20 protein-coding genes are annotated in these 20588 nt (G+C 68.1%); 10 read left to right on the top strand and 10 right to left on the bottom strand.

What is annotated here, in order from left to right:
• Positions 1–36 precede the first annotated feature (36 nt).
• The 3 genes from ACOCMH_RS07480 to ACOCMH_RS07470 are packed head-to-tail and all read left to right on the top strand — an operon-like array spanning position 37 to position 2533.
• Positions 37–1239: a beta-ketoacyl-[acyl-carrier-protein] synthase family protein gene (locus ACOCMH_RS07480; protein ID WP_427306268.1), complete on the top strand. Its 1203-nt coding sequence runs from the start codon at positions 37–39 to the stop codon at positions 1237–1239.
• A 9-nt stretch (positions 1240–1248) separates the two neighbouring features.
• Positions 1249–2061: a beta-ketoacyl synthase chain length factor gene (locus ACOCMH_RS07475; protein WP_427306267.1), complete on the top strand. Its 813-nt coding sequence runs from the start codon at positions 1249–1251 to the stop codon at positions 2059–2061.
• Positions 2054–2533 carry a hydroxymyristoyl-ACP dehydratase gene (locus ACOCMH_RS07470; protein ID WP_427306265.1) on the top strand — a complete coding sequence of 160 codons (480 nt, stop codon included), beginning with the start codon at positions 2054–2056 and terminating at the stop codon, positions 2531–2533. The genes ACOCMH_RS07475 and ACOCMH_RS07470 overlap by 8 nt, the downstream gene beginning before the upstream one ends.
• A gap of 20 nt (positions 2534–2553) precedes the next feature.
• On the opposite strand, the gene fahA is transcribed toward ACOCMH_RS07470, so the two are convergent.
• The 4 genes from fahA to ACOCMH_RS07450 all read right to left on the bottom strand — a co-directional run bounded on the left by fahA (position 2554) and on the right by ACOCMH_RS07450 (position 6059).
• A complete protein-coding gene (gene fahA, locus ACOCMH_RS07465) occupies positions 2554–3816 on the bottom strand; it encodes a fumarylacetoacetase (protein WP_427306264.1) in 1263 nt (420 codons plus the stop codon).
• Between the two features lie 128 nt (positions 3817–3944).
• The gene (hmgA, locus tag ACOCMH_RS07460; protein WP_427306263.1) at positions 3945–5264 is read right to left on the bottom strand and encodes a homogentisate 1,2-dioxygenase; all 1320 of its coding nucleotides are present in this window, start codon (positions 5262–5264) and stop codon (positions 3945–3947) included.
• Positions 5265–5343: 79 nt separating this feature from the next.
• The gene (locus tag ACOCMH_RS07455) at positions 5344–5532 is read right to left on the bottom strand and encodes a hypothetical protein (RefSeq protein ID WP_427306262.1); all 189 of its coding nucleotides are present in this window, start codon (positions 5530–5532) and stop codon (positions 5344–5346) included.
• A gap of 143 nt (positions 5533–5675) precedes the next feature.
• Positions 5676–6059 carry a helix-turn-helix domain-containing protein gene (locus tag ACOCMH_RS07450; protein ID WP_427306261.1) on the bottom strand — a complete coding sequence of 128 codons (384 nt, stop codon included), beginning with the start codon at positions 6057–6059 and terminating at the stop codon, positions 5676–5678.
• Positions 6060–6397: 338 nt separating this feature from the next.
• Between ACOCMH_RS07450 and ACOCMH_RS07445 the strand changes: the two genes are divergently transcribed.
• The 3 genes from ACOCMH_RS07445 (at position 6398) to ACOCMH_RS07435 (ending at position 8544) form a co-directional block, all read left to right on the top strand.
• The gene (locus ACOCMH_RS07445) at positions 6398–7012 is read left to right on the top strand and encodes a TetR/AcrR family transcriptional regulator (RefSeq protein WP_427306260.1); all 615 of its coding nucleotides are present in this window, start codon (positions 6398–6400) and stop codon (positions 7010–7012) included.
• Positions 7013–7177: 165 nt separating this feature from the next.
• On the top strand, positions 7178–8197 hold the full coding sequence (locus ACOCMH_RS07440) for an alpha/beta fold hydrolase (RefSeq protein ID WP_427306259.1): 1020 nt from the start codon (positions 7178–7180) through the stop codon (positions 8195–8197).
• Between the two features lie 14 nt (positions 8198–8211).
• Positions 8212–8544: a DUF2917 domain-containing protein gene (locus tag ACOCMH_RS07435; protein ID WP_427306258.1), complete on the top strand. Its 333-nt coding sequence runs from the start codon at positions 8212–8214 to the stop codon at positions 8542–8544.
• Between the two features lie 171 nt (positions 8545–8715).
• On the opposite strand, the gene aliA is transcribed toward ACOCMH_RS07435, so the two are convergent.
• From aliA to badH, 4 genes are read right to left on the bottom strand one after another with little or no spacing between them, the layout of a single operon-like run.
• The gene (aliA, locus tag ACOCMH_RS07430) at positions 8716–10359 is read right to left on the bottom strand and encodes a cyclohexanecarboxylate-CoA ligase (RefSeq protein WP_427306257.1); all 1644 of its coding nucleotides are present in this window, start codon (positions 10357–10359) and stop codon (positions 8716–8718) included.
• Positions 10360–10407: 48 nt separating this feature from the next.
• Positions 10408–11559 (bottom strand): cyclohexanecarboxyl-CoA dehydrogenase, encoded by a 1152-nt coding sequence (gene aliB / locus ACOCMH_RS07425; protein ID WP_427306256.1) that lies wholly within the window; start codon positions 11557–11559, stop codon positions 10408–10410.
• A 12-nt stretch (positions 11560–11571) separates the two neighbouring features.
• Entirely contained in the window at positions 11572–12354 is a 783-nt protein-coding gene (badI, locus tag ACOCMH_RS07420) for a 2-ketocyclohexanecarboxyl-CoA hydrolase (protein ID WP_427306255.1), read from the bottom strand.
• A gap of 30 nt (positions 12355–12384) precedes the next feature.
• The gene (badH, locus tag ACOCMH_RS07415) at positions 12385–13152 is read right to left on the bottom strand and encodes a 2-hydroxycyclohexanecarboxyl-CoA dehydrogenase (RefSeq protein WP_427306253.1); all 768 of its coding nucleotides are present in this window, start codon (positions 13150–13152) and stop codon (positions 12385–12387) included.
• A 138-nt stretch (positions 13153–13290) separates the two neighbouring features.
• On the opposite strand from badH, the gene ACOCMH_RS07410 reads away from it, so the two are divergent.
• The 4 genes from ACOCMH_RS07410 (at position 13291) to ACOCMH_RS07395 (ending at position 15837) form a co-directional block, all read left to right on the top strand.
• Positions 13291–13812, top strand: coding sequence for a MarR family winged helix-turn-helix transcriptional regulator (locus ACOCMH_RS07410; RefSeq protein WP_427306252.1), 522 nt, complete (start codon positions 13291–13293; stop codon positions 13810–13812).
• Between the two features lie 238 nt (positions 13813–14050).
• Complete coding sequence (locus tag ACOCMH_RS07405) at positions 14051–14344, top strand: GYD domain-containing protein (RefSeq protein WP_427306251.1); 294 nt, start codon at positions 14051–14053, stop codon at positions 14342–14344.
• A gap of 172 nt (positions 14345–14516) precedes the next feature.
• On the top strand, positions 14517–14741 hold the full coding sequence (locus ACOCMH_RS07400) for a DUF2188 domain-containing protein (RefSeq protein ID WP_427306250.1): 225 nt from the start codon (positions 14517–14519) through the stop codon (positions 14739–14741).
• Positions 14742–14790: 49 nt separating this feature from the next.
• A complete protein-coding gene (locus tag ACOCMH_RS07395) occupies positions 14791–15837 on the top strand; it encodes an AI-2E family transporter (protein WP_427306249.1) in 1047 nt (348 codons plus the stop codon).
• Positions 15838–15910: 73 nt separating this feature from the next.
• Here the strand turns inward: ACOCMH_RS07395 and fdhF are convergent, their stop codons facing one another.
• Together fdhF and ACOCMH_RS07385 are read right to left on the bottom strand one after the other, a co-directional pair.
• On the bottom strand, positions 15911–18730 hold the full coding sequence (gene fdhF, locus ACOCMH_RS07390) for a formate dehydrogenase subunit alpha (RefSeq protein ID WP_427306248.1): 2820 nt from the start codon (positions 18728–18730) through the stop codon (positions 15911–15913).
• 23 nt (positions 18731–18753) lie between these two features.
• A complete protein-coding gene (locus ACOCMH_RS07385) occupies positions 18754–20463 on the bottom strand; it encodes an NADH-ubiquinone oxidoreductase-F iron-sulfur binding region domain-containing protein (protein WP_427306247.1) in 1710 nt (569 codons plus the stop codon).
• Positions 20464–20588 lie beyond the last annotated feature (125 nt).

Here is a 20588-nt window from a genome sequence, read left to right as displayed (position 1 = left end):
CTTTCCGAGAATCCTTCCATTCGCCCCATCCAAGCCGTGTCCCCGCTCCTGTTCTCGCATTTCACGGCCACCAGCTGCCTTGGCGCCGGCACCGACGCCACGCTGGCGGCGCTGCGCGCGCAGCGCGGCGGCCTGGCGCCCTGCCGCTTCGGCGACGTCGCGCTCGACACCTACGTCGGCGAAGTGGCCGGCCTCGACGCCGTCACGCTGCCGGCCGGCCTGGCCGAATTCGACTGCCGCAACAACCGGCTGGCGCTGCTGGCCCTGGAGCAGGATGACTTTGCCACACGGGTGCGCGAGGCAGCGGCACGCTACGGCAGCCACCGCATCGGTGTCTTTCTCGGCACCAGCACCGCGGGCGTGCTGCAGACGGAACTGGGCTACCGCCAGCGCGATCCGGCCAGCGGCGCGCTGCCACCGGGCTTCCACTACGGCGGCACGCACAACCCCTATTCGCTGCCGGCGTTGCTGCGGCAGCATCTGGGCCTGTCGGGGCCTGCGGCGGCAGTGTCGTCGGCGTGCTCGTCGGGCGCCAAGGTGTTCAGCTCGGCGCGGCGCCTGCTGGAGGCCGGGCTGATCGATGCGGCCGTGGTCGGCGGCGTCGACTCGCTGTGCCACACCACGCTGTACGGCTTCAATGCGCTGGAGTTGTTGTCGCGCCAGCCGTGCCGCCCCTACGACGTGGCGCGCAACGGCATCTCGATCGGCGAAGGCGCGGTGTTCGGCCTGCTTGAACGCGTGACCGGCACGGTGGCGGACGATGCCATCCTGCTCGCAGGCATCGGCGAATCGAGCGACGCCCACCATATGTCGACGCCACACCCGGAAGGGCTCGGCGCGCGCATGGCGATGGCGCAGGCGCTGGCCGGCGGGGGCATCGCGCCGGCGCAGGTGGGCTACGTCAACCTGCACGGCACCGCCACGCGCAGCAACGACGCCGCCGAAGCCCTGGCCATGGCCGCGGTACTGCCCGGCACGCCGTGCAGCTCGACCAAGGGCGCCACCGGCCATGCGCTCGGCGCGGCCGGCGCGCTCGAGGCGGTGATCTCCGCGCTGGCGCTGCGCCACGGCCTGGTGCCGGCCGGCATCAATACCACGCAGGTAGACCCCGCGCTCGACGTGAACTACCAGCTCGCCAACCGGGACGCGCCGTTGGGCTACGCGATGAGCAATGCGTTCGGCTTCGGCGGATCCAACTGCAGCCTGCTGTTCGCCCGTGCGGACGCGGTTGCTCACTGAGCCAGCGCCATGCCGCAGCCTGTCTATATCGAAAGCATTGGCCTGCTCGGCCCCGGGCTGAGCAGCTGGCAGCAAGCCAGCGCCGTGCTCGCGGGGCGCATGCCCTATGCGTACGCGGCCACCGAGCTGCCGCTGCCCGCGGGCCTGCCCCCGGCCGAGCGCCGCCGCACCGGCCCCACCGTCCGGCTGGCGCTGGGCGTGGGCCAGCAGGCGGTGGCGGCCAGTGGCTACGATGCCGCGCAACTGCCGACGATCTTTACCTCGTCCAGCAGCGATGGCCACAACTTCCACGCCATCTGCGAAGGGCTGGCACAGCCTGAGCCGCTGATGTCGCCCACCCGCTTTCACAACTCGGTGCACAACGCGACCGCCGGCTACTGGTCGATCGCCGCCGGCGCAATGCGCGCCTCGAACGTGCTGTGCGCGATGGACGGCAGCTTTGGCGCCGGGCTGCTGGAAGGCGTGCTGCAGGTTGGCGCCGATGCGGAGCCCTGCCTGCTGATCGCTTATGACACCGGCTACCCGGAGCCGCTGCACAGTTGCCGGACGATTCCCGATCCGTTTGGCGTGGCCCTGCTGCTCACGCCACGACCGACCCCGCGCTCGCTGGCGCGCATCGCGGTGGCGCTGACGCAGGCGTCCGCCACCGCAATGCCGGACGCCGCGCTGGAAGCGCTGCGCAACTCGGCCCCTGCCGCGCGCGCGCTGCCGCTGCTGGCGGCCATTGCCCGCGGCGAGACCGGCACGGTGGTACTGGATTATCTGGACACGCTGCGGATCGAAGCCGACGTAGCCAGCCCGGGCAGCCAGGCCCATGCCTGAATGGATCAGGGACCGCGCATGGATCGCGGCGCGCATTCCGCATCAGGGCAGCATGTGCCTGCTCGACGGCGTGGTGGCATGGGATGCGGCATCGATCCGCTGCACGGCAGCGAGCCACACGCACCCGGATAATCCGTTGCGCGCGCAGGGCCGGCTGGCGGCAGTGTGCGGCATTGAATATGCCGCCCAGGCGATGGCCGTGCATGGCGCCCTGCTGGCCGAGACCGCGCCGGGTTGCGGCGCGCAGCAGCGCCCGCGAACGGGCTATCTTGCCAGCGTGCGCAGGCTGGTATTGCAGGTGGAGCGGCTCGACGACATCCCGGCGCCGCTGGAGGTTACGGCAGAACGCATCAGCGGCGAGGGTGCGACCGTGCTCTACGCTTTTGCCGTCAGCGCCGCGGGACGTACGCTGCTATCAGGCCGCGCGGCGGTCATCCTGGATGCTGCCGTGCTTGGCGATCACACCAACTGAAGCGCCCCGGCGCCCTTGCCTTAGCGCGCCGGCAGGATCTTGCCGGACACCGTACCGAAGCCGACGCGATAGCCGTCGCCCTGGCAGTAACCGGTCATGATCACCTCGTCGCCATCCTGCAGGAAGCCGCGCTGGCTGCCATCGGCCAGCGTCAGCGGCTCGGCGCCGTTGCGGGTCAGTTCCAGCAGGCTGCCGTAAGAGTCCGGCGTGGTGCCGCTGATCGTGCCCGAGCCCATCAGGTCGCCCACGCGCACGTTGCAGCCCGACACGGTGTGGTGCGCCAGCTGCTGCGCCATGGTCCAGTACATCGCCTTGAAGTTGGTGCGGCAGATGGTGCTGGGGGCCGCTGCGCCATCGGGCTGCAGCGCGACTTCCAGCGCGATGTCGTAGGCGTTCTTGTCCTGCTGCCGCAGGTAGGCCAGCGGCTCGGGCGATTGCGCGGGATTGTCGCGGCGGAACGGCTCGAGCGCCTCCATGGTGACCACCCACGGCGAGATCGAGGTGCCGAAGCCCTTGCTGTTGAACGGCCCCAGCGGCACGTATTCCCATTGCTGGATATCGCGCGCGCTCCAGTCGTTCAGCAGCACCATGCCGAACATATGCGCCGGCGCGTCGGCGGTGCTGACGGGCTCGCCCAGGGCCGAGGCCTTGCCGACGATAAAGCCCATCTCCAGCTCGAAATCCAGCTTGCGGCAGGCGCTGAAGACCGGGCGGGCCTCGTTGGGCAGCTTGATCTGGCCATTGGGGCGGTGCAGCGGCGTGCCGCTCACCACCACCGAGCTGGCGCGGCCGTTGTAGCCGATGGGAATTTCCAGCCAGTTCGGCAGCAGCGCATTGTCCGGATCGCGGAACATGCGGCCGACGTTGGTGGCATGCTCCTTCGACGAATAGAAGTCCGTGTAGCCCGGGATTTCAACCGGCAGGTGCAGTGTTGCGGCCGACATCGGCACCAGCGCCTGCTGGCGCAAGGCGGCGTTGTCGCGCAAGCCCGCGTCCGCACCGGACAGCAGCGCCGTCAGGCGCCGGCGCGTCTCGCTCCAGACCGGCTGGCCCAGCGCGATGAAGCGGTTCAGGCTGGCCGCGGCAAAGGTGCCCCGGACCGCTTCAGGCAGCAGGCCCGCCTGGTCCAGTGCGGCCAGGTCCACGACCTGGTCGCCGATGGCCACGCCGACACGCGGCGTCTGGCCCTTGGTGGAAAACACGCCGTAGGGCAGGTTTTGCAGCGGAAAATGGCTCTTGCCGTCGTTGGCGCTGTCGATCCAGCTGGTTTGGGGGGCGGTCATCGGTTGCTCCGGAAAATTTGGCCGGCACGAGTGGCGTGCGGGCTTGTGTTGCTGCCCGGCGTCTGCCCCGTCTCACGTTCTTCCCGGCACAGGGTAAGAACAACGGCGGGATGGCAGACGCCAGCGCTTTAGCGGACGTTCGGGTTGAAATGCTTCTTCAGGCCCTGCCAGCAGGTGTAGTACTCCTGCTGCAGCGAGGCCGATTGCGCGGCGTACGGCGTCGGGCGGATCACGCCCGGCGTTTCGAACATGAACGCCATGGTGTTCTCGATGTGGTGCGGCGTCGAGGTGTCGGCGACGCTGGCCTTCTCGAAAGTCTCCGCATCCGGGCCGTGGCCGCTCATGCAGTTGTGCAGGCTGGCGCCGCCGGGCGCGAAGCCTTCGGCCTTGGCGTCATAGACGCCGGCGATCAGGCCCATGAATTCGCTGGCGATATTGCGGTGGAACCAGGGCGGGCGGAACGAGTCCTGCATGGCCAGCCAGCGCGGCCCGAAGATGACGAAGTCGATGGTGTCGACGCCCGGCGTATCCGACGGCGACTGCAGCACCAGGAAGATCGACGGATCCGGATGGTCGAAGCTGATCGAGCCGATGGTGTTGAAGCGGCGCAGGTCGTACTTGTACGGCGCGTAGTTGCCATGCCACGCCACCACGTCCAGCGGCGAGTGGCCGATGTCGGCGCGCCACAGGTTGCCCTGGAACTTGGCCACCAGTTCGAACGCGCCTTCGCGGTCCTCGTAGCTCGCCACCGGCGACAGGAAGTCACGCGGGTTGGCCAGCCCGTTCGAGCCGATCACGCCCAGGTCAGGCAGCCGGAACAGCGCGCCGTAGTTCTCGCAGATATAGCCGCGCGCCTCGCCATCGGGCAGCTCCACGCGGAAGCGCACGCCGCGCGGAATCACCACGATCTCGTGCGGCTCGACTTCCAGGCGGCCAAGCTCGGTCACCATCAGCAGCCTTCCCTGCTGCGGCACGATCAGCATCTCGCCGTCGGCGTTGTAGAAAAAACGGTCCTGCATCGACCGGTTGGCCAGGTACAGATGGATGCCGCAGCCGGTCATGGCTTCCGGGCCGCCATTGCCCGCCATGGTGACGATGCCGTCGATAAAGTCGGTTGGCACCGATGGCATCGCCGGCGGGCTCCAGCGCATCTGGTTCGGTGACGGCGGCACCTGGTCGAAGCGGCTCAGGAAACGCGACTGTTCGATATGGGTGAACGGCTGGTGCATCGCCGCCGGGCGGATGCGGTACAGCCACGCGCGGCGGTTGTGCGCGCGCGGCGCGGTGAACGCCGTGCCCGACAACTGCTCCGCATACAGGCCGTAGGGCGCCCGTTGGGGCGAGTTCCGGCCCACCGGCAGTGCGCCGGGCAGTGCCTCGGTGGCAAATTCGTTGGCGAAGCCGGACATATAGCCGTGCTCGGCAAGCTGGGTATGCGTGAGGTCCATGGTGTGGTCTTCGTCTCCGGGTGGTCCATCAGCGCAGCGCTGGCCGCACCGCGCATGAATTACGTATTGTGCAATGAATTTACCATATCGTAATGATCGAAACTGGACGTGTCAAACCGCGCGTGCGCGCGAGCAGCATGCGATGCGCTTGCAGTGGCAGGTAGCGAACCGGGAAATGGGAAGGATGCCGCTGGCGAATGCGCCGGGCGTGGCAAAAGGCAGAAAGGCGGAAAAGCGCCGGCTCAGGCAGGCGGGCCTGCGGCGTCATGGCTGTTCCGGGCCGAAAACGGCGCTCCGGACAAATGTGGCCCGGCGCGCGCCGAAGGGCACGCGCCGGTTGCCGAGGGTGGCCTGGAGCCCAGCTGCCATACCGGCCCTGCAAAGCATAGGACCGGGCAGGCAGAAGGCGAATCAGACCGGTTTGTGACCCTCGCCGGTGCCGGGGCCGAAGCTGCCGCCGGATGCCGGTGTCGAGGCCGGCGCCGGCGCGCTGCCGGCGGGCTGGCCGGCCATTGAGGCAGCAGTCACGCCGCCGTTGCGGCTGGCTATGAATGCGTTGACGTCGGCGGCAAGGTGCTGCGGCGCCAGCACGACTTCCAGGCCCAGCGCCTCGCAGGCGGCCAGGAAGGTCGACATGCGGGGGTCGGCCTGGCCGGATTCTGCCCGCAGGTAGGCTTCCCGGGAAATACCCGCCTTGCGGGCGACGTCCTCCTGCTTGAGCTTGCGCGCGCGGCGCAGCGCCCGCAATTGCCGGAACGGTTCGCTAGCGCCTCGTGGCACGGCTGTACTGTTCATGTCGGTCTCCAGTCACCAATGAAAAAAAGTGCGCGGACGTGCATTCGAGTATAGAGCACGCAAAGCGTTCCGTATGTAACCGCCGAAACACTTTGTGCAGATTTCTTGCTTGCCCGTCATCTTGCGCCGGCATCCGCCGGAAGTCGCCCATCCAGGCGTCGGAAAGTGCCCAACGTGTTCGCGCTGCCTTGACAGTAACGGGGCCCCTCAGTTTGCGTTGACGTCACATGCATAGCTGTATGACGTTATGGCCTCGCGAGCACAACAACGCAAGTTCGGGCAACTACCATGCATCCGGTTTCGTTGACAAACCGACCGGTCGTGCTATTCTTCGCTGCATGCAGAAAGGACAACTCACCCGCAAGGCCATCATCGAGCAGGCGCTGGACGCGGCCGCCAAGGTTGGCTTCGAACAGTTGTCGCTGGCCACGCTGGCGGCCGACACCAATATGTCCAAGAGCGGCCTGTATGCGCACTTCAAGTCCAAGGAGATGCTGCAGCAGGCGGTGCTGGACCTGGCGGTAGAGCGCTTTGGCGAGATTGTGATCCGGCCGGCGATGCGCCAGCCGCGCGGCATGCCGCGATTGCAGGCGCTGTTCGAAGGCTACCTGGAATGGCTGGGCGGCACGGTGACGCAGGGACGGTGCCTTTTCACGGCGCTGGGGCAGGAATACCGCGACCGGCCGGGCTCGATCCGCGACCTGGTGGTGCAGTCGTTAAAGGACTGGCACAGCACCATCGCGCGCGTTTTCGGGGACGCCATCGAAGAAGGCCAGTTCGGGCCGCACGTCGATCCGCGCCAGTTCGCCTTCGAGCTTTCGGGCATCGGCATGGCCTTCCAGCAGTCATTCAAGCTGCTGGGCCGGCAGGATGCTGAAACGATGGCACGGCTCGCCTTTACGGCATTGGTCGAGCGCGCCGCGGCAGGTGCGGCCCATCCCGCCAGGACATGAAATCGGCGCCGGCGCTACCGCGCCGGCGGGCAGCAAACCGCTCCGGCGGGCTTTTTTTGCACTTAGAAAAGCACGACTGGTCGGTCTTTTAAAAGCGCGGGACGCCTCCGGCCACCCCGGTTCCGATGACGCCGCGCAATCCAGAATCCAATGGAGGTGCAGGTCGTGACGCAAGCAGTCTCTTCTCCTTCCCCGGTTTCCCGGTCGCCCGCAGTTGCAGCCGCGGCAGTGCGCCCCACCGATGCGTCGCCCCCTGCCAGCCGCGGCGGCACCTTCGAGCGCGCCATGATGGGCTTGCAGCGCTTGCGCTGGCAAGCCGGCAGCGTGCTGATGCCCGCGGCAGCGGCACGCACGCTCGAGCGCATCTGGTTCCGCCCGCCGCGGGCGGTGGTCACTTCCGCGGCACGCCACGCGCTGGACCGCGCGCGCGCCGACTGGGCCCTGGTCACCGGCCATGGCCCCAGCCGGCGCGTGCGGGTCTACCGCTGGGGCAGTGCCGGGCCGGTGGTACTGCTCGCGCATGGATGGGGCGGCCATGCCGGCCAGTGGCATGCGGTGATCGACGGCCTGCTGGCAGCGGGCATGCGGGTGGTAGCCTTCGATGCGCTGTCGCATGGGGCGTCCGATGCGGGCGCGCGCGGCGCCGCGCAGACTTCCGTGCTGGAGATGTCGCGCTCGCTGCTGGCGGCCGCGTGGCATGCCGGCCCGGTTCATGCCGTGGTGGCCCATTCGCTTGGCGGCGCGGCTGCCGCGCTGGCGTTGCGCGAAGGCCTGCCGGCACGCGCCGCGGTGCTGGTTGGCGCGCCCGCCGACATGCGCGCGGCGTGCGCGGCGCTGGCGTGGCAACTGGGCGCGTCACCGGCCGTGCTCGGACGCATGCAACGCCACAGCGAGCGCTGGCTGGGCATGCCATGGTCGGCCTTCAATGTGCCGGACCTGGGCCGCACCCGCCCGGTGCCGCCGACGCTGGTCATCCATGACCGCGACGACAAGGAAGTGCGCTGGGAAGACGGCGCGGCCATCGCCGGCGCCTGGCCGGGCGCGCGGCTGGAGACCACCACGGGCCTGGGCCATCGCCGCATCCTGCGCGATCCCGCCGTGATCCAGCGCATCGCCGGATTCATCCGGCCGCCCTCCGAGCCGCGCCAGAGACCCGTACCGGCCGGCCTGGCGGCCATGGCCTGAGCCAGGAGACCGCCATGTATCTGGTAAGCAACGATATGACTGCCACCCTGCCCGCCCGCAGTTCGTTGCGGCTCGTGGCCGGGCCTGGCGAGCAGGTTGCGGTGCGCTGCACCGCAGGCGAACTGTGGCTGATCCGCGATGGCGATCCCAAGGACACGGCGCTGACGCCGAGCGAGTGCATCACGTTGGCCGATACCGGCCATATCGAGCTATATGCGATCACCGCCGCCGCCCTGCATGTCACGCGCTGCAAGCCCGCGTGCGCTGCCACCGGCGCCGCCTGGCGGCGCCGGCTTTGGCGCTGGCTGGCCGCGCGCAGCCACGGCTTTGGCGACGCAGGCCGCTAGACGCGGGCCGCTGACAGGCCGCCGTTGCCACCGCCCGTCGCCCTCACGGACCACACCCTGCAGGCTTGCCGCCGCCGGCGTACGCCGACAAGTTTGCGTCATGGCGGTTAATTGCGCAATTAGACCGCGGACGCGCCGTGCCGTACCGGCGCGCCCCGCGTCGATGCAGTGTCAGGCCGCGTCCTCCAGCAGCATCTCGCGCAGCCGGAACTTCTGGACCTTGCCGGCGGGCGTGGCCGGCAGCGCCTGCCGTACCACCAGTTTCTCGGGGATGTACTGCAGCGCCATCTTCTGCTGCCTGAGCCAGTCCACCATGGCATCCATGTCGAAGGACTGCCCCGGCATGGGCACGACGAAGGCGCACGCGCGCTCGCCCAGCCGCGCATCGGGATAGGCCACGATCGCCACTTGCGCCACCGCGGGGTGCCGGTACAGCAGGGTCTCGACCTCGAGCACGGGTATGTTCTCGCCGCCGCGGATGATCACGTCCTTGCTGCGGCCGGCGATGCGCAAATACCCCCTTGCATCGCACCGCGCCAGGTCACCGGTGTCGAACCAGCCGCCGGCATCAGTGCCGTTCAGATGCGGGCGCTTCAGGTAGCCGCCGAAATTGGAGCAGGCGCGCACCAGCAGCCGGCCGGTCGCGCCCACCGGCACGTCCTCGTCGGCACCGTCGACGATGCGGATTTCAACCCCGGGCAGCGGGCAGCCGTCGGTGGTCGACGCGCGTTCGTCGCCGTCCTCCGGCAGCGTCGTGGTGACGGCGCCGTTCTCGGTCATGCCCCAGGCCGATACGATCTTCGCGCCCAGCGCCTGACGTGCCTGCTCGACCAGCGCGCCCGGAATCGGCGCGCCCGCGCACAGAAAAATGCGCAGGCTGGGCAGGGGCGCGCCGGCCTCTGCCACTACGCGCGCCAGGTCGGTGAGGAAAGGCGTGGAACCCATGGTAAAGGTCACGCCCTCGTCGCGGATCAGCGCCGCTGCGCGCGCGGGGTCCCAGATATCCTGCAGCACCGCATGCGCGCCCAGCACCACCGGCATCAGCAGGCCATACATGAAGCCGGTCTGGTGCGCCATCGGCGAAGCCATCAGCACTACGTCGTCGCCGCCGAGATGCAGCCGGCCGGCATAGGCGACGATATTGGAGAACAGCGTGTTGGCGGTATGCATCACGCCCTTGGGCTCGCCGGTAGTGCCGGAGGTGTAGATCAGCTGCGTGACGTCATCCGGGCCCGGTCGGCTGCGCCGCAGGATGGTGCCGGCATCGGGCGCCTCTTCCCAGGATGGCCCGCTGAGCAGCGCCTCGAAGCTGTCGTCGCCATCGCCATCCGCCACGACGATATGCCGCAGCGCCGGCAACGCATCGCGCAAACCCTGCAGCATCCGCGCATGGCGAAAACCGCGGAACACTTCGGGCACCACCACCACCTTGCTTTGCGCGTGCGCCAGCATGAACGACAGCTCGCGCTCGCGGAAGATCGGCATCACCGGGTTCAGCACCGCGCCCAGGCGAGCGCAGGCCAGATACAGCACGCTCAGGTGCCAGCCGTTGGGCAGCTGGCACGAGACCACGTCGCCGGCAACGATGCCGAGGCGGGCGAGGCCCACCGCCACGCGGTCGGCCATGCGCGCCAGCTGCTGCCAGGAGAAGCGCGCCACATGCTGGCGCTCGATGCTGAGCGCCGTCAGCGCGGGCGCGTCGGGCCGGTCCCGCACGCATGCGGCAAGATAATCATTGATAGTACGGTCATGCCAGTGCCCGGCGGCAATGCTGGCGGCACGGCGCGGCGCGATCAGTACGGCGTCGAAATCCATGGCGGTCTCCTCGTTGTTGTGTGCTGCCAGCCATTGAGGCGGCTCGCGTCAGGCCGGTACCGCCTCGCGCCCCGCGCGCGTGCGCGCGATGATGGTCTTCATGATCTGCGCGGTGCCGTCGCCGATCTGGAAACCCAGCACGTCGCGCAGGCGCTGCTCCATCACGCCGCGGTCGTAGCCGCCGTGGCCGAACGACAGCAGGCACTGGTGCACCACGTCATACGCCAGCCTGGGCGCCCACCACTTGCACATCGCGGCTTCGGCGGTATGCGGCAGGCCGCGGTCCTTCAGCCACAGCGTCTGCAAACACAGCAGGCGCGCGCCCTGCACCTGGGTCTCGAAGTCGGCCAGCGGGTGCGACACGCCCTGGAACGCTGACAGCGGCTTGCCGAAGGCCTGGCGCTCGGCCACGTAGGCCCAGGTCTCGTCCAGCGCCACCTGCGCCACCGCCAGCACCTGCAAGCCAATCAGCGCGCGCGAGAAATCGAAGCCCTGCATCACCTGCACGAAGCCCCCGCCTTCCTTGCCGAGCAGATGGCTTGCCGGCACGCGCACGTTCTCGAAGAAGATCGAGCCGCGCCCGATGGCACGCTGGCCATGGCAGTCGAAGCGGTTGCGCGTGATGCCCGGCAGGTCCATCGGCACCAGCAGCGCCGAGACGCCGCGCGCCCCCGCCTCGACCGCGCCGCTGCGCGCGAACACCACCGCGGCATCGGCCTGGTCGGCGGCGGAGATCGAAGTCTTCTCGCCATTGAGCACGTAGTCGTCGCCATCGCGCTCCATGCGCAGGCGCAGGCTGGCCGCGTCCGAGCCGCCGCGCGGCTCGGTCAGGGCGATCGCCAGCAGCGCTTCGCCGCGCGCCAGGCGCTGCAGCCACGGGCCGGCGATCTCCGGCAGGGCATGGTGCGCCAGGATCTGCCCGTTCAGCGAAGCGAGCAGGTTGATATACGACAGGCTCAGGTCGGCGCGCGCCACCGCTTCGTGGATCACGCCGGCCGCCAGCGAGCCCAGGCCCTGCCCGCCATACTGTTCCGGCAACTCGGGCGCGATAAAGCCCATTTCGCCCATCTCGCGCATCAGCGCGCGGTCCAGCACGCGGGTACGGTCGCGCTCCAGGTAGCCGGGCGCGACGCGGGCGTCGGCAAAACGGCGGGCATGTTCGGCCAGCGCCGTCAGGTCTTCGTCAAGGTAGGGATTCATGGCCGCCTCCGCTCACTTCGCGAACTTCCGGAAATCCGGCTTGCGCTTTTCCTGGAAGGCGCGCACGCCCTCGCGCGACTCCTCGGTGTCGTAGTAGAGCTTGAGCGCGTACATGCCCATGCCGGCGATGCCGCCCTGGTGCGCGGTGTCCATGTTGAACGAGCGCTTGGCGATGGCGATGGCGGTCGGGCTCTTCTCCAGGATCTCGTCGCACCACTTCTGCACTTCGGCGTCGAGCTGCTCGTGCGGCACCACGGCATTGACCAGCCCCATCGCCAGCGCCTCGGCGGCGGGATAGCGGCGGCACAGGTACCAGATCTCGCGCGCCTTCTTCTCGCCAACCACGCGCGCGAGGAAGGCGGTGCCGTAGCCCGGGTCGACCGAGCCGACCCGCGGGCCGACCTGGCCGAACACGGCCTTGTCCGAAGCGATGGTGAAATCGCAGATCGTGCACAGCACGTTGCCGCCGCCGATGGCATAGCCCTGCACGCGCGCGATCACCGGCTTGGGCACGTCACGGATGGCGTTATGCAGCTCTTCCATGGGCAGGCCGATGGTGCCGCGGCCGTCGTACTGGCCTTCGTGCGCGGACTGGTCGCCACCGGTGCAAAAAGCCTTGTCGCCGGCGCCGGCCAGCACGATGGCGCCGATCTCGCGGTCGTAGCCGGCGCGGTTGATGGCGTGGATCAGTTCGTCGCAGGTACGGCCGCGGAAGGCGTTCATCTTTTCCGGGCGGTTGATGATGATCCAGGCCGCGCCGTTGCGCACTTCATAGCGGATGTCTTCGTATTGCATGGTCGTCTCCAAGGTGTGATTGGCTTGCGCTCAGCCGTGCATGGTCAGGCCGCCCGACACGCTCAGCACTTGTCCGGTAATGAATGCCGCATCGTCGCCGGCGAAGAACAGCACCGCGCCGGGCAGGTCATCGGGCTGGCCAATGCGGCCCAGCGGGATCGAGCGGGTGAAGGCTTCCACCAGCTTGTCGGGGTTGCCCGCGCCCTGCTTGTAGTCTTCGAACAGCGCGGTCTCGGTCGGCCCCGGGCACACCACGTTCACGGTGATGCCGTGGCGCGCATGCTCGCGCGCGATGGTCTTGGAGAACGACACCAGCCCGCCCTTGCACGCGGCGTACACCGCTTCGCCGGAAGAACCAACGCGTGCGGCGTCGGAGGCAATATTGACGATGCGCCCGCGCTTGCGGCTGACCATGCCCGGCAGCACCGCGTGGTGCATATGCAGCGCGCCGGTCAGGTTGATGGCGATAAGCCGCTCCCACTGCGCCGGCTCGGTCTTGACGAAGGGACGGAACACGTCCCAGCCGGCGTTGTTGACCAGCACGTCGATCGGGCCCAGCTGCTGCTCCACCGCTGCCACCGCCGCGTCGACGCTGGCGCGATCGGTAATGTCGCAGCGCACGGACAGGGCGCGGCCGCCGCCATCGCGGATCTGCGCCGCCACGCGTTCGCCCGCCTCCGGGTTCAGGTCGAGCACGCCCACCGCTGCACCGGCGCCCGCAAAGCGCAAACAGGTTGCGCCGCCGATACCGCCACCACCGCCGGTCACGATGACCGTCTTGCCTTCGAGTCCTTGCACAGCCGTTCTCCTTCGAGGGTTCCGGTGCTATCGTGCCGGCGGTGCCGCCGCCACAAGCCCCGTCAATTACGTAAATATGTTGACGTATAATAGGTTCGACCGATGCCGCGCGCAAGGCGTCAATCTTTGGAAATGACTATGGTTAACCCCGACCAGGGAGGCGAACTCCCGACAAACGCCCGCATGGAACTGGCCAACCGGCTGTTCTTTCGCCTGTACCAATGCGCAAACATGTTGCATAAAACTGGGTCGCGCGCCGTCGAGGCGGAAGGCCTGACGACGCAGCAGTGGGCCGTGCTGGGCGCCCTCTCCCGCCCGGAAGCCGCCGCCGGCATGAGCGTCGGCGACCTGGCGCGCTACCTGTTGGTGAGCCGCCAGAACCTGTCCGGGCTGGTCAGCAGGATGGAACGGGACGGTCACTTGACGCTGGCGCCGGACGGGCGTGATCGCCGCTCGCGGCTGGTGCGGATGAGCGCGACCGGCCGCGAGGTATGGCTGCACCAGGCGCAGCCGAAGATCCGCCAGTATTACGAGCAGGCGCTGGACGGGTTCTCGACCAACGACCTGACGCATACGCTGCATTACCTGCTGAAACTGCTGGATAACATGCGCGCGCTGGATACGCCGGAGGGCGGCGACAGCGGCCCGGCGCAGGACTGAGGCGGGCCGCTGTTTCAGGGCTGATACACATGGCACCGGCCGGCATGGCCCGGCGCTGCAGCATCTCTCGCTCTGCGGCGCGCCACGGCGGCTGGCGCGCGAAATGCTTCAGTATGGGGTTGCTCAGAGCCCCCGGCGCCGCGCCGCGAAGTCCTGAACCACTGCCCCGGCTTGCTGCGACGGGTCGCCGCGCGCAACCGGGACGGCGTTCGATCGATCCTTTACCGGAGATCCCGCCATGACCCGCTATATCGTGCTAGCCACCTTCACCGACCAGGGCATCCGCGCCGTCAAGGACACCGCCAAGCGCGCCGTCGCGGTGCGCGAAATGGGCGCACGCTTCGGGGTGCAGATGAAAGACATCTACTGGACCCTGGGCAAATACGACATCGTGCTGACCGTCGAGGCCCAGGATGACGCCAGCATGACCGCGTTCGGCCTGGCGGTCGGCGCGCTTGGCAACGTGCGCACGCAAACGCTGCGGGCGTTCAATGCCGACGAAATGCAGGCGATTATCGACAAGATGAGTTGAACCGGCTTTGCGCCGTCCCTGTCATAAGCACGCCCGTCATGGTTCCTGGCGGGCGTGGTCGTTTCTGGCTGCTGTGATGCTTCCTGATTTCCGACGGTCTTGTCAGACGACGCCCGATATCTCGCCGGCGCGCCGAAGTCGACACTCAGACTGCCAACTTCGGGAGAGCGCCATGCCAGGCAAGAATATCCATGTCGTGCCCACCTATAACGGCTGGGCGGTCGAAGCGGAAGGACGCTCCGGCAACCAGCAGCGATTCACCTCAATGGCTCATGCGATTGCCACCGGCAGGGAGAAGGCCAGGCGCGCCAAGGTTGAATTGCTGATCCACGGCAGAGACCATCAGATCCTGGAGCGAAACGCCTTTGGAAACGCTCCGGGCGACCTCGACGGGTAGTTGCAGGGGTACCATCGGCATCGTTGCTTCGGCGAACCTGAAAAATACGATGCGCAATCTGAAAGGTTTTTACATCCTCCTGGTCGCTGTCACCATTGCGTTCATCTGGATACTGCTGCCCTTCTACAGCGCGATTCTCTGGGGCACCATACTGGCTATCCTTTTTCATCCGATGCACCGCAAGCTGACGGTGCGATTTGGCAACCGGGAAAATCTCGCCGCGCTGGCAACGCTGCTGGTCTGCGTGCTGATGGCCATTGTTCCGGTGTTCCTGATGATTGCCACACTCGCGCAGGAAGCGGCCTTTGCCTACCACCAGATCAAGACCGGCAAATGGGACTTCGGTCAATACTTCCAGACCGCCGTACAGGCCCTGCCGGCTTCCGTCGCGGCCTGGCTGAATGAAATCGGGTTGGCCGACGTAGCGGGGTTGCAAGCGAAACTGACCGAAGGTGCCGCCCGCATCAGTCAGTTCATGGCGGCCCAGGCTGTCATCATTGGCCAGAACACGCTGCAGTTCGCCGTCGGCATCGGCATCATGCTTTATCTGGTGTTCTTCCTGCTGCGCGATGGTGCGGTCATTTCCCATCGCTTGCGCGAGGCCATACCGCTGACCGACGCGCACACCCGCCGGCTGGTCGGCCGGTTCACCACCGTAGTCCGCGCCACGGTCAAGGGCAACGTCGTCGTGGCGGCGGTTCAGGGCATTCTGGGCGGCCTGGCTTTTCTGCTGCTGGGCATCAACGGGGCGTTGCTGTGGGGCACCCTGATGGCGTTTCTATCCCTGCTGCCAGCCGTTGGCGCTGCGCTGGTCTGGGGTCCCGCCGCGGTGTATTTCCTGCTGGCAGGCCCGGCCTGGAAAGGCATCGCGCTGATTGCCATCGGCACCCTGGTCATTGGCGCCGTGGACAACCTGCTTCGCCCGGTCCTGATCGGCAAAGACACCAAGCTGCCAGACTGGCTGGTCCTGATATCGACATTGGGCGGCATGTCTGTTTTTGGCATCAACGGCTTTGTGATAGGTCCGCTGATTGCCGCGCTGTTTATGTCCTGCTGGGATATTTCCGTACTCGAGGAGCGGGACGAGACCATGTGACCGGCCCGTGGGCCGCGAAGCTGGGAACCAGGCGGTGTCTCGCCTGCCAGGCGAAACACCACCATGCTTGCGCTCAGACCGCGGGCGCCAGTATCTGTCCACCGCCATAGCTGGACTGCACCGGCACCGGTCCGCCCGCCGTCATCCTGATCGCGCAATATTTGAACTCTGGGATTTTGCCGAACGGGTCCAGCGCCGCGTTGGTCAGCTTGTTGATTGCCGCCTCGTAGTAGCAGAACGGCACGAACACGGCGCCGCGCGGCGTGCCGGCATCGGCGCGCGCATAGAGCGTGACTTCACCGCGCCGCGACGACAGCGTGACTACGCCGCCCGGCGTGCCGCCGAGCGCGTCGAGGTCCAGCGGATGCACCAGCGCCACCGGATCAGGCTCGATCGCGTCCAGCACGCCGGCGCGGCGCGTCATGCTGCCGGTGTGCCAATGCTCGAGCTGGCGGCCGGTGATCAGCACCATCGGGTAGTCGGCATCGGGTCGCTCCGCCGCCGGAATGATGTCGGCCGGCACGAAGCGCCCCCGCCCCGTCGCGGTCGGGAAGCTGTCGACGAAGATCACGGGTTCGCCCGGGTCGCCCTCGGCCTTGCACGGGTAGGTCACGGCGTGCTCGCGTTCCAGCCGCTCCCAGGTCACGCCGCCGATGCTCGGCATGGCCTGGCGCATCTCGTTGAACACGTCCTCCACGCTGTCGTAGTGCCAGTCCAGCCCGAGCCGTGCCGCCATCTGCTGGACGATCCACAGGTCCTGCCGCGCCTGCCCCGGCGGCTCGAGCGCCTGCCGCCCGAGCTGCACCGTGCGGTCGGTGTTGGTGAAGGTGCCAGTCTTTTCGGGGAAGGCCGAGGCCGGCAGCACCACGTCAGCCAGGTAGGCCGTCTCGGTGAGGAAGATGTCCTGCACCACCAGGTGGTCGAGCGACGCCAGCGCCGCGCGCGCATGCTCGGCGTCGGGATCGGACATCGCCGGGTTCTCGCCCATGATGTACATGCCGCGCACCTCGCCGCGCTCGATCGCCTGCATCACCTCGACCACGGTCAGGCCGGGCTGGCGGTCCAGCGGCATGCCCCACAGCGCCTCGAAGCTGGCGATCGCCAGCGGATCATCCACGCGCCGGTAGTCCGGGTACATCATCGGGATCAGGCCGGCGTCGGACGCGCCCTGCACGTTGTTCTGGCCGCGCAGCGGATGCAGGCCGGTGCCGGGACGGCCGATCTGCCCGGTCATCAGCGCCAGCGCGATCAGGCAGCGCGCGTTGTCGGTGCCGTGCACGTGCTGCGACACGCCCATGCCCCACAGGATCATCGAGGCCTTCGAGGTGGCATAGACGCGCGCGACTTCGCGGATGGTCTCGGCGTCGATGCCGCAGACCGGCGCCATCAGCTCGGGACTGTATGCGGCGACGTTGCGCTGCAGTTCGTCGAAGCCGATGGTGCGGCTGTCGATGAAGTCACGGTCGACCAGGCCCTCGTTGACGATCACATGCATCATCGCGTTGAGCAGCGCCACGTCGGCATCGGGCTTGAACTGCAGGAAGCGCCAGGCGAAGCGCGCCAGGTCGGAGCGGCGCGGATCGGCCACGATCAGCCTGGTGCCGTTCTTCACCGCGTTCTTGATCCAGCTGGCCGCGACCGGGTGGTTCACGGTCGGGTTGGCGCCGATCACGATCACCACTTCGGCCTTGTCGACGTCCATCACCGGGTTCGACACCGCCCCCGAGCCGATGCCTTCCAGCAACGCCGCCACCGACGAGGCATGGCACAGCCGTGTGCAATGGTCAACGTTGTTGCTGCCGAAGCCGGTGCGTACCAGCTTCTGGAACAGGTAGGCCTCTTCGTTGCTGCCCTTGGCCGAGCCAAACCCGGCCAGCGCGCGCTTGCCATGCGTGTCGCGGATCTGCGCGAGCTTGCCGCCGGCCAGCGCCAGCGCCTCCTCCCAGGTGGCTTCGCGGAACACGTCCATGACGTGGTCGGGGTCCATGACGAAATCGCCCTGCTTCGGCACCCCGTCGCGCCGCACCAGCGGCACGGTCAGCCGCTGCGGGTGCTGCACGTAGTCGAAGCCATAGCGGCCCTTCACGCACAGCCGCTGGTGGTTGGCGGGGCCGTCGCGGCCCTCGACGAACAGGATGCGGTTGTCCTTGACGTTGTAGGTCAGCTGGCAGCCCACGCCGCAATACGGGCACACCGATTCGACCTGCTTGTCGGGCACGGCGAGGGCTACGTCGCGCGCCGGCATCAGTGCGCCGGTCGGGCACGCCTGCACGCATTCGCCGCAGGCGACGCAGGTAGAGGCGCCCATCGGGTCGTCCATGTCGAACACGATACGGGCCGCGTCGCCGCGCAGCGCCAGCCCGATCACGTCGTTGACCTGCTCGTCGCGGCAGGCGCGCAGGCAGCGGGTGCACTGGATGCAGGCATCCAGGTTGACCGCGATGGCCGGGTGCGACAGGTCGGCCGTGACGCGCTCGCGCGGGGCAAAGCGGGGCTTGCCGACCTCCAGCTTCGCGGCCCACTGGTCCAGTTCGTTGTGGCGCGTGTAGTCGGCTTCCGGCATGTCCGACTGCAGCAGTTCCAGCACCGTGCGCTGGGCCCGGCGGGCGCGCTCGGACTCGGTCTGCACCTGCATGCCGGCGGCCGGGTAGCGGCAGCAGGACGGCGCCAGCACGCGCTCGCCCTGGATCTCGACCATGCAGGCGCGGCAATTGCCGGCCGGCTCCAGGCCGTCCTTGTAGCACAGGTGCGGCACCTCAAAGCCTTCGCGCTGCGCTACCTTGAGCAGGCTTTCGCGGGGCTGCGCGCTCACTTCGCGGCCATTGAGCGTGAAGGTGACGGCGGGCTCCGCGGATTCGACTAGCGCGCGTTCGGCGCGGGTCAGTGCATTCATGTCTGTCTCTCAGGCTCGGGCCATCAGGCCAGTTCGTGCGGGAAGTACTTGATCACGCAGTCGACCGGGTTCGGCGCGGCCTGCCCCAGCCCGCAGATCGATGCATCGCGCATCACCGCGGACAGGTCTTCCAGCGCCGCCAGGTCCCATTTCGGCTGGCGGATCAGGTCGAGCGTCTTGGCCGTGCCGGTGCGGCATGGCGTGCATTGCCCGCATGACTCATGCTTGAAGAAGTGCATCAGGTTGCGCGCCGCCTGCGTGGCACTGTCGTGGTCGGACAAGATCACGATCGCGGCCGAGCCGATAAAGCAGCCGTAGGGCTGCAGCGTGTCGAAGTCCAGCGGGATATTGCCCAGCGACGCCGGCAGGATGCCGCCCGACGCCCCGCCCGGCAGGTAGCCGTAGAACGCATGGCCGTCGAGCATGCCGCCGCAGTATTCGTCGATCAGCTCGCGCACCGTGATCCCGGCCGGAGCCAGGTGCACGCCGGGACGTTTGACCCGGCCCGAGACCGAGAATGAGCGCAGCCCCTTGCGTCCGTTGCGCCCCTGCGCGGCAAACCACTCGGCGCCCTTTTCGATGAGGTCGCGCACCCAGTAGAGGGTTTCGAAGTTGTGCTCCAGCGTCGGCCGGCCGAACAGCCCTACCTGCGCCACATACGGTGGGCGCAGGCGCGGCATGCCGCGCTTGCCTTCGATCGATTCGATCATGGCCGATTCTTCGCCGCAGATATATGCGCCCGCGCCGCGGCGCAGTTCGATGCGCGGCAGGCCGGGGATCGGCGGATCCTGCTGCATCTGCTGCAAGGCTTCAGCCAGCAGCGCGCGGCAGCCGGCGTACTCGTCGCGCAGGTAGATGTAGATCGCCGACACATCGACCACGTGCGCCGCAATCAGCATGCCTTCAAGGAACCGGTGCGGATCGCGTTCCAGGTAGACGCGGTCCTTGAAGGTGCCTGGCTCGCCCTCGTCGATATTGACCGCCATCAGCCGCGGCGCGGCTTCGCTACGCACGATGCGCCATTTGCGCCCGGTCGGGAAGCCGGCGCCGCCCAGTCCGCGCAGGCCGGAATCCTCCATCGTGGCGAGCACGGCGTCCGCGTCGAGCGCGCCGCCGGCGAGGGACTTCAGCAGCGCATAACCGCCGTCGCGCCGGTATGCGTCGTAGTCGATATGGGGTTCGGGCACATGGCGCACCGCCTTGGCCTGCACGGCGACGCCGATCGCCTCGGCGCTGGCGCTATCGACCGGATGCTGTCCGACCAGCGCCGCGGGCGCCTTCTCGCAGCGGCCGATGCAGGGCGCGGCCACCACGCGCACCTCGGTGCCGAGCAGCGCCGGCAGCTTGTCGAGCAGCGCCTGCGCACCAGCCAGTTCGCAGGCAATGCCTTCGCACACGCGCACGGTCAGCGCGGGCGGCGGCGCGATCTGGCCGTCGGCATCCTCGCGCACCACGTCGAAGTGGTGATAGAACGTGGCGACCTCGTAGACCTCGGTCATCGACAGCCGCAGCTCGCTGGCCAGCGCCACCAGGTGCGGCATCGCCAGCTGGCCGTAGCGGTCGTTGATGCAGTGCAGGTGTTCGATCAGCAGGTCGCGCCGGCGGGGCATGTCGCCCAGCGCCACGCGCACTTCGGCCAGCGCGGCCGCGTCGACCTGCCGGCCCTTGGGCTGGCGGCGCTTGCGCTGCCGGCTGAGCCCCGTCGCCTCGAGAGGAATAACAACCTGGTTCATGGCGTGCCTGGATATTGTTTGTCTAGGTGCGATCAGGAAGGCGCCCGGCGGGCCGCCCTCCTGTCGCGCTTTGTTGTTGTCGTATTGTGCTACCGGGCGTGGCCGCTGTGCAGGCCTCGCAGCCG

Origin of the sequence: Cupriavidus sp. H39, from assembly GCF_050271075.1 — a bacterium.
Lineage (GTDB): Bacteria > Pseudomonadota > Gammaproteobacteria > Burkholderiales > Burkholderiaceae > Cupriavidus > Cupriavidus necator_B.
The sequence above is the reverse complement of the archived record's forward strand: the minus strand, read 5'-3'. Positions and strand labels throughout refer to the sequence as shown.

Coding starts and splice junctions, on each gene's coding strand:
- ACOCMH_RS07475 (WP_427306267.1), top strand. CDS start 1,249: ATGCCGCAGCCTGTCTATATCGAAAGCATTGGCCTGCTCGGCCCCGGG.
- ACOCMH_RS07470 (WP_427306265.1), top strand. CDS start 2,054: ATGCCTGAATGGATCAGGGACCGCGCATGGATCGCGGCGCGCATTCCG.
- fahA (WP_427306264.1), bottom strand. CDS start 3,816: ATGACCGCCCCCCAAACCAGCTGGATCGACAGCGCCAACGACGGCAAG.
- hmgA (WP_427306263.1), bottom strand. CDS start 5,264: ATGGACCTCACGCATACCCAGCTTGCCGAGCACGGCTATATGTCCGGC.
- ACOCMH_RS07455 (WP_427306262.1), bottom strand. CDS start 5,532: ATGACGCCGCAGGCCCGCCTGCCTGAGCCGGCGCTTTTCCGCCTTTCT.
- ACOCMH_RS07450 (WP_427306261.1), bottom strand. CDS start 6,059: ATGAACAGTACAGCCGTGCCACGAGGCGCTAGCGAACCGTTCCGGCAA.
- ACOCMH_RS07445 (WP_427306260.1), top strand. CDS start 6,398: ATGCAGAAAGGACAACTCACCCGCAAGGCCATCATCGAGCAGGCGCTG.
- ACOCMH_RS07435 (WP_427306258.1), top strand. CDS start 8,212: ATGTATCTGGTAAGCAACGATATGACTGCCACCCTGCCCGCCCGCAGT.
- aliA (WP_427306257.1), bottom strand. CDS start 10,359: ATGGATTTCGACGCCGTACTGATCGCGCCGCGCCGTGCCGCCAGCATT.
- aliB (WP_427306256.1), bottom strand. CDS start 11,559: ATGAATCCCTACCTTGACGAAGACCTGACGGCGCTGGCCGAACATGCC.
- badI (WP_427306255.1), bottom strand. CDS start 12,354: ATGCAATACGAAGACATCCGCTATGAAGTGCGCAACGGCGCGGCCTGG.
- ACOCMH_RS07410 (WP_427306252.1), top strand. CDS start 13,291: ATGGTTAACCCCGACCAGGGAGGCGAACTCCCGACAAACGCCCGCATG.
- ACOCMH_RS07405 (WP_427306251.1), top strand. CDS start 14,051: ATGACCCGCTATATCGTGCTAGCCACCTTCACCGACCAGGGCATCCGC.
- ACOCMH_RS07400 (WP_427306250.1), top strand. CDS start 14,517: ATGCCAGGCAAGAATATCCATGTCGTGCCCACCTATAACGGCTGGGCG.
- ACOCMH_RS07395 (WP_427306249.1), top strand. CDS start 14,791: ATGCGCAATCTGAAAGGTTTTTACATCCTCCTGGTCGCTGTCACCATT.
- fdhF (WP_427306248.1), bottom strand. CDS start 18,730: ATGAATGCACTGACCCGCGCCGAACGCGCGCTAGTCGAATCCGCGGAG.
- ACOCMH_RS07385 (WP_427306247.1), bottom strand. CDS start 20,463: ATGAACCAGGTTGTTATTCCTCTCGAGGCGACGGGGCTCAGCCGGCAG.